At 69.4% G+C, this 7462-nt stretch carries 8 protein-coding genes; 4 read left to right on the plus strand and 4 right to left on the minus strand.

Translation table 11 applies throughout. The features are described 5' to 3' along the window. Positions 1–13: 13 nt before the first annotated feature. Positions 14–910, plus strand: coding sequence for a c-type cytochrome biogenesis protein CcmI (ccmI, locus tag LRG07_RS09860; RefSeq protein WP_238642262.1), 897 nt, complete (start codon positions 14–16; stop codon positions 908–910). Positions 911–987: 77 nt separating this feature from the next. Here ccmI and LRG07_RS09865 read toward each other — a convergent pair whose 3' ends face one another. After that, positions 988–1440 (minus strand): hypothetical protein, encoded by a 453-nt coding sequence (locus LRG07_RS09865; RefSeq protein WP_201241941.1) that lies wholly within the window; start codon positions 1438–1440, stop codon positions 988–990. A 155-nt stretch (positions 1441–1595) separates the two neighbouring features. Between LRG07_RS09865 and LRG07_RS09870 the strand changes: the two genes are divergently transcribed. Continuing rightward, positions 1596–3197, plus strand: coding sequence for an ammonia-forming cytochrome c nitrite reductase subunit c552 (locus LRG07_RS09870; protein ID WP_238642263.1), 1602 nt, complete (start codon positions 1596–1598; stop codon positions 3195–3197). Between the two features lie 21 nt (positions 3198–3218). After that, on the plus strand, positions 3219–3674 hold the full coding sequence (locus tag LRG07_RS09875) for a NapC/NirT family cytochrome c (RefSeq protein WP_238642264.1): 456 nt from the start codon (positions 3219–3221) through the stop codon (positions 3672–3674). Positions 3675–3726: 52 nt separating this feature from the next. On the opposite strand, the gene LRG07_RS09880 is transcribed toward LRG07_RS09875, so the two are convergent. Genes LRG07_RS09880 through LRG07_RS09890 form a run of 3 tightly spaced genes read right to left on the minus strand, consistent with a single transcriptional unit; the run spans position 3727 to position 6729 of the window. Beyond that, positions 3727–5817 (minus strand): S9 family peptidase, encoded by a 2091-nt coding sequence (locus LRG07_RS09880; protein ID WP_238636483.1) that lies wholly within the window; start codon positions 5815–5817, stop codon positions 3727–3729. Beyond that, entirely contained in the window at positions 5814–6278 is a 465-nt protein-coding gene (locus tag LRG07_RS09885) for a PaaI family thioesterase (RefSeq protein ID WP_238633240.1), read from the minus strand. The genes LRG07_RS09880 and LRG07_RS09885 overlap by 4 nt, the downstream gene beginning before the upstream one ends. Then, positions 6271–6729 carry a PaaI family thioesterase gene (locus LRG07_RS09890; RefSeq protein ID WP_201241945.1) on the minus strand — a complete coding sequence of 153 codons (459 nt, stop codon included), beginning with the start codon at positions 6727–6729 and terminating at the stop codon, positions 6271–6273. The genes LRG07_RS09885 and LRG07_RS09890 overlap by 8 nt, the downstream gene beginning before the upstream one ends. A gap of 288 nt (positions 6730–7017) precedes the next feature. Here LRG07_RS09890 and LRG07_RS09895 point away from each other — a divergent pair. Beyond that, positions 7018–7462 (plus strand): OmpP1/FadL family transporter (locus LRG07_RS09895; RefSeq protein WP_238642265.1); only part of this gene is annotated, 445 nt, incomplete at its 3' end.

The raw sequence follows: 7462 nt of genomic DNA on the forward strand, positions 1-7462 counted from the left end.
CAAGGGGGAATCGATGAGTGGAGCCTTCGTAGGGGCCGTTGTGGTCCTCTGCACCCTCGCCTTGATCTTCGTGCTCTTCCCGCTGCTGCGGGATGCCGCGCGGACGCGGACGCAGTCGCGTCGGCAGGTCAACGCAGCGATCCACCGGGACCGTATCCGCGAGCTGGACCAGGATCTGGAGAACGGCACCCTGAGCCGCACCCAGTACGACGCGGCCATCGCGGATCTCGATCGGGACCTGGTGCAGAGCGGGGCCGTCGACAGCGAGGAGGAGCAAGCCGGCTACCTGCCGCGCGCCCGCCGCGGGGTGGTCATCGCGGCGGCCACCGTCAGTGCCGTGGCCGTGCCGGTGATGGCGCTGTCCATGTACCACTCCCTTGGCGACGAGCGCGCCTTCACCCAGGCTGGCACTCCGACCACGCCGGATCGCCAGCAGCAGTCTGGCGCACCGGGGCAGCCGCAACAGCACGACCCGGACGAGATCGAGGCCATGGCGCAACAGCTGCGTGATCGGCTGGAGCAGAGCCCCGACGACCCCACCGGATGGGTCCTCTACGGCCGCACCATGATCTACCTGGAGAACCTCGACGAGGCCGAGAACGCCTTCCGGCGGGCGCTGGATCTGGGTGCGGACGACGACCCCAACCTTCTCGCCGAGTACGCCGATATCCTGGCGGCGACCACCGGCAACCTGCAGGGTGAACCCATGGAGTATCTCCAGCGCGCCCTGGAGATCGATCCGGAGAACGTCCGCGCGCTGTGGCTGGCTGGTACCGCGGCCTACAACAACGCGGACTACGAGGGGGCCCGATCCTACTGGGAAGAGCTTCTGGACGTCGTACCGCCGAACTCCCAAGAGGCGCAGGCGATCCAGTCGAACCTGCGGCAGCTGCCGGACGGCGAGGGCTGATCCGGCCGTGGGGGGGGGGGGGGGGGGGGGGGGGGGGGCCCCCCCCCCCCCCCCCCCCCCCCCGACGCGGGAATGAATCAGTTGTCCACCACCTCCTGAGCCATATCGCGGATCTCCGACGCATCCCGCGGCGGAGCCAGGGCATCCTGGAACGCGCCCTCGCCGTCGAAGAACATCAACACCCCGGCGGTGCTTACCCCGTACTGCTCGGCGAACGCCTGCCCCTCAGGGGTCCCCAGGTCGGCCACGATGAACGACACGCCGGCCCGCTCCTCTTCGCTGAGCCCATCGAGCTGATCCATGATCCCCATGCTGGTCGGGTTGGCGGTCTCGTGCGTGAGCACGCCGATCGGCTCCCCCTGCCCGATCCGGGTCAGGTCGGTGCTGAAACCGCCCCCCGGCAAGCTCTGCCAGATCAGGCCCGCGGCACCGAAGATGATCCCCAGCGCCAGCAGCCAGCTGGCCCAGCGCGGCAGATTCCTCGGCCGCTGCTTCTTCCCGCCCGGCGGCCCCTGCCTGGTCTCGGCCATGTTGCTCCTCCCCTGCTCTGCAATGGATGGTCGGACTGAACCAGCATCCAAGGCTGCCGCCGGGCGAAGGAACATGCAAGGTTCTGTATTGGACGGCTCCGCTCATCGAGCACTACGATGATCATGATCAATCCGATCGACCACGGAGTGGGACGATGGGCGAGTGGGCAACTCGGTTCACGACAGTGATACTCGGTCTCATCCTGATCGGCGGTATCGTCGGCCTGACCCTGGCCGTTGCCGGCAACGGCGATGGGAGCGCCCCCACCGGGGCCGCAGCGGCGCATCAGGACGGCGACGCCGACACCTCCGCCGAGGAGATCGACGCGTGGGATCTGGGCATCGGCAACAGCGCCTTCCGGCACCTGCCGCAGTATCGCTCGTACCAGAAGAACTGGGACGACACAGTGATGACCGAGTACGGCGGCTCGGTCCCCCACCACAAGCACGACGGCGAGAGCCCGCTGCCCGAGGGCTACCGGCACGCCCAGCCGTACCTGAAGAACCTGTGGCTCGGCTACCCCTTCTCGTGGCACTACGAGCGCGCCCGCGGCCACACCTATGCGGTCATCGACGTGACCACCACCGACCGGATCAACCGCTACAGCGAACAGGCGGACCTGCCGGCCACCTGCTGGAACTGCAAGGGCAACACCATGCCACAGCTGCTCGAGGCCAAGGGCGACGACTTCTGGTCCTCGAACTTCCACGACTACCGCAAGATCCACGATCCGGCGGATCACGCCATTGGCTGCACCAATTGCCACGACCCGAACGAGGACATGCGGCTACGGATCACCAGCGTCCCGCTGAAGGCGTACCTGGAGCGCCAGGGTAAGGACTGGCGCAACAAGTCCACTCAGCAGATGCGCTCGCTGGTCTGTGCCCAATGCCACGTGGAGTACTACTTCGAGGACGGCGATCACGGCGTGGCCGCCAAGCCGCACCTGCCCTGGGACGAGGGCCTCGACCCGGGGGACATGTTCGAGTTCAAGGAGGACGGTGACCCGGAGCGCGACGGGTTCAAGGGGCAGTTCGTCGACTGGGTGCACCCGGTCTCGGAGACACCCATGATCAAGGTCCAGCACCCGGAGTTCGAGATGTACCAGGGCAGCGTGCACGCCGAGGCGGACGTCGCCTGTGCCGACTGCCACATGCCGCGGGTGAGCAAGGGCCGGGCCGATATCACCTCCCACCACCTGACCTCGCCGCTGAGTAGCGAGGAGATGATCAAGAAATCGTGCCAGGGCTGCCACGAGGACAAGTCGCCGAGTTGGCTGCGCGAGCGCACCGAGTCTCACCAGGAGCGGGTTTGGCGGCAGCTGAACGTCGCCCAGGAGAAGTCGGTGCGCGCCCACGAGGCCGTCCGCCTGGCCCGGGAGCTGGACGAGGAACAGCTCGACGCCGACTTGCTGGATGAGGCCCGGCAGATGATCCGCCGCGGGCAGTGGTACTGGGACTACGTCTCGGCGGAGAACAGCGCCGGCGCCCACAATCCGAGCAAGGCGCTCGATACCCTGGCCTCCTCGCAGCAGTACAGCAACCGCGCGGTGGAGCTGGCCCTGCGCGCCAGCGACTACGCGATCGCCTCGGATCTGTTCGCCGCTCCCATCGAGGAGCTGGTGCCACCGATCATGGAGCACAGCCGGGCGCTGCAGATGGATGAGGAGCACCTGGCCTCCCACCCGTGGCTGGAGTACCTGGACCCGCTGCCGGAGGCTGACAAGGTCTGGGACGGCAACGAGCGGCTGCGCTGACGCCACGCGGAGGATCCACGGATGAGACGCCTCGGCCCCCTTGGCATCGTCGCGCTGCTGATCCTGCTGCTCTCGCTCCTGCTCGGCGGCGGCTACGGCGCCCATCAGCTGACCATCAACAACCACTTCTGCGCGGCCTGCCACGCCTACGAGAAGACCTCGTGGGATCAGAGCGAGCACCAGCAGGTGGACTGCATTGCCTGCCACACCAAGGGCTTCGCCTACGACAAGATCCAGGGCACACGCAAGGTCTGGCTGACCGTCACTGGGCAGGTGAATCCCCACAACGACCCCCTGCCCCGCTACCCCGAGGAGACCAGCGAGAACTGTGTGGACTGCCACATCACCGACGCCATCGCCGAGGAGCAGCCCTTTTTCATCGCCCGGCACAACCGCTACATGGAGCATGCCCCCACGTGCATGGCCTGCCACGACTCCGGCCACGACCGGCAGCTGCAGCGGATGAAGCGCCCCTAGGCGGCTCTGCGGCCGACCCAGCCGCAGAGCCGCCGCCCTCCGGGGCCGGCGCTCAGCCGTCGGGGCGACCGAAGACCCAGAGCACGAAGGCGTAGCGCAACGCCACCTCGCGCAGGTAGTCGAAGCGTCCGCCGGGGCCGGCGTGGCCGGCGCTCATGTTGGTGTAGAGCAGCAGCGGATTGTCGTCGGTCTTCAGCGCGCGCAGCCGGGCCACCCACTTGGCCGGCTCCCAGTAGGTCACGCGCGGGTCCGAGACCCCGGCGGTGGCGAGGATCGGTGGATAGGCGCGGGCCTGGACGTTCTCGTAGGGCGAGTAGCCGAGGATCGTACGGAAGGCCTGCTCGTCTTCCAGCGGATTGCCCCACTCCGGCCACTCCGGCGGGGTCAGCGGCAGGCTCGGATCGCTCATGGTGTTGAGCACGTCGACGAAGGGGACATCGGCCACGGCCGCCCCGAAGAGCTCCGGGCGCTGATTGAGCACGGCGCCGACGAGCATGCCGCCGGCCGACCCACCGTGGACGACCACCCGCCCGGCGCCGGTGTAACCGGCCTCGATCAGGTGCTCGGCACAGGCGACGTAGTCGCTGAAGGTGTTCGGCTTGTGCTCGAGCTTGCCCGCCTCGTACCAGCGATAGCCACGCTCCTTGCCACCGCGGACGTGGGCGATGGCGTAGACGAAGCCGCGATCGACCAGCGAGAGACGGTGCGGCGAGAAGGCGGCCGGCTGGCTGATGCCGTAGGCGCCGTAGCCGTTGAGCCACAGCGGCGTCTCCGCCCCCGGCTGCACGTCCGCCCGGTGGAGCAGCGAGATCGGCACCCGCTCCCCATCGGCGGCCGTGGCGTAGAGCCGCCGCGCCACGTAAGCCGCCGGGTCGTGCCCGCTGGGGATCTCCTGCTCCTTGCGCAGGCTCCGCACCCGGGTCTCCATGTCGTAGTCGTAGACCCGTCCCGGCGTGGTCAGCGAGGAGTAGCTAAAGCGCAGCCGGGTGGTCTCGTATTCGAGCCCGCCGGCGAGGCCCAGCGCATACGCCGCCTCCTCGAAGGCGACGCTGTGCTCGGCGCCATCGGCCAGACGCCGGACGACGATCCGCGGCAGCGCATCCTCGCTCTCCAGGCGCACCAGGTGATCGCGGAAGAGCAGCATGTCGTGGATCAGCACACCGGGGCGATGCGGGACCAGCTCCTCGAAACGCCCCGGCTCCGGGGCCTCGAGCGGCACGCGGACGATGCGAAAGTCCTGCGCCGCCCGGTTGGTCAGGATCAGCCAGTGCTCGCCGCTGTCACTGACCGTGTACTCCACGCCGCGCTCGCGGGGCATCAGGCAGCGGAACCCGGCCTCCGGATCGTCGGCGGGCGCGGCGTGGACCTCCGAGGTAGTGTGATCGTGGGTCTCGATGAGCAAAAACCGCCGGCTCTCGGTGCGCTCCAGGCCGATAAAGAAGCCGGGATCGGTCTCCTCGTAGACCACCTCGTCCGCGCTGGCCGGATCACCCAGCCGATGCCGGTAGACCCAGCGCGGCCGGTGCTCATCGTCCAGGACGGTGTAGAAGAGCGTGCACCCGTCCCCGGCCCAGACAAAGTCGCCGCGGGCCTGCTCCAGGCACTCGGGCAGCTCGACCCCGCGCTCGAGATCGCGGATGCGGATGGTGTACGCCTCGGCACCGCTGGTATCCACGGCGTAGGCCAGGTAGCGGTGATCGTCGCTGTGGACCCAGTCACCGAGCTGGAAGTAGGCGTGCCCCTCGGCCAGGCGGTCACCGTCGAGCAGGACCTCCTCGGCCCCTCCGCCGCGCGGGCGGCGACACGCCACCGGGTGCTGCCCGTCGGCGCGGTAGCGCACGTAGTACTCGTAAGGGCCGTCGGGATCCGGGACCGAGGCGTCCTCCTCCTTGATCCGCCCGCGCAGCTCGGCAAAGAGCCGCTCGCGCAGCGGCGCCACCGGCTCCAGCACTGCCTCGGTGTAGGCGTTCTCTGCCTCCAGGTGGGCGCGGATGGCCGGCTGCAGTTGCCCGGGGTCGAGCATCGCCTCCCGCCAGTTCGGGTCGCGCAGCCAGGCGTAGGGATCGTTCAGTTGCACCCCGAAGCGCTCGATGACCTCGGGGGCCTCGGCGGCCCGCGGCGGCTGCGGCGTCGATGCGCTCATATCCCGTCGCTCCCCTCCGGCGGTGTCAGCAGGAAGTGGCCACGTGCGGCGGCGATCGGCCGCTGCGGCTCCGACTGCCAGGCGCTGGCGTGCACATTGGCCACACGCCGCCCCTGACGGCGGATCTCCACCGTGGCGTAGGTGGTCTCCTGCGCCCCGCGGCGCAGATAATCCACGTGGAAGTTGATGATCCGCGGCAGGTAGCAGCTCTGCCCCTCCCAGAGGATCTGCATGATCGCCCCGTGCTCGAGGAAGGCGCCGAGCAGCCCGCCGTGTAGCGAGCCGCTGCCGGGCCGGCCGATGAGATCGTCGCGGTACGGCAGGCGGATGCACAGCCCCTCGCCCTCCGGACACGGCTCGAAGCGCATGCCGATCAGCCGGGCGTAGGGGACGAGGTCGGTCAGGCGCTGGCAGTCGCCGGCCGCACGCGCGGCGCGGACCTGTTCCAGGAGTTCAGCCACGGCCCACCCCCTCGCGCAGGCGCATGAAGGCGCTCATGCTGGTGGCGAAGGGCTCCGCCGGGTCGTCCTCGTAGGCCACGGCCCGGGCGAAGGCGACTTCACCGGCCAGGCGGTAGCACTCGCAGCGGGCGTAGACGTCCCGCCCGGCGGCCGCCGGGCGCAGGTGATCGACCCGCAGGTCGAGGGTGACGATCCGCTCCGCCGGGCCGGTGGCCATCAGCACCGCCGCCCCGCAGCTCTGGTCGATGAGCGTGGTGATCACGCCGCCGTGGATGTGGCCGGTCTCCGGATTGCCGACCAGCTCCGGGCGGTACGGCACCCGGGCGATCAGATGATCGTCCCCGAGCTCCACCAGTTCCAGGCCGATCAGCGCCCCGTGGGGTGAGCCCCGGAAGAGGCGCCGGGCGTGCTCGAGGCCGATCCCGGCACCGTTGTCCGTCTCTGCGGTCATGTTCCGTCCCTGCGCTGTAGCGGTCTGCGCAACTGAGACCGCCGTCATGTCTGGATGGTGCCGCCCAGTCTACGAGCCCGCCGGCACAGATCAAGCGGCCGTGACCGCCGAGTGGCGCCTGGCTCCCAGGCGATGCTGCAGGTGCACACAACGCGCTCGGCCAACCTATTGATCCCGCAGCAAAGACCGGCCTACCGTTGTGCCGTGGCTCGCCACCGAGTGCACCCGCGGTGCCCCGGGGACACCGCTGATAACGACACAACAACACCCAGCGCCAGGAGGAAAACCATGCACCCGACACGTCGCGCCGTCTACCTCGCGCCCTGCCTGCTCGCCCTCGGCGGGGCCGCCACCAGCGCCCACGGGGCCGCCTTTCAGCTCCAGGAGCAGAGCGCCTCGCTGCTCGGCAGCGCCTTCGCCGGACGCAGCGCCGACGCCCACGACATCAGCCACACCTTCTTCAACCCGGCCACCCTCGGCGTACACGCCGGTCGCGGTGCCGAGGCGGAACTGGTCCTCAGCTACATCGACCCGACCTTCGATTTCGAGGCGGATGACCCGCAGGCCGCCGGAGCGCTTGGCTCCGATGCGAGCGCCAGTGGTGGCGAGAGCGCCCTCGCCCCGGTCTTCTACGCCGGCTTCGACCTGGCCCCGGACCTGCGCGCCGGGCTCGGCATCAACGTCCCCTACGGCCTGGAGACCGACTACCCGGAGGACTGGGTGGGCCGCTACG

It is taken from the genome of Halorhodospira sp. 9622, from assembly GCF_022228025.1.
Lineage (GTDB): Bacteria > Pseudomonadota > Gammaproteobacteria > Nitrococcales > Halorhodospiraceae > Halorhodospira > Halorhodospira halophila_A.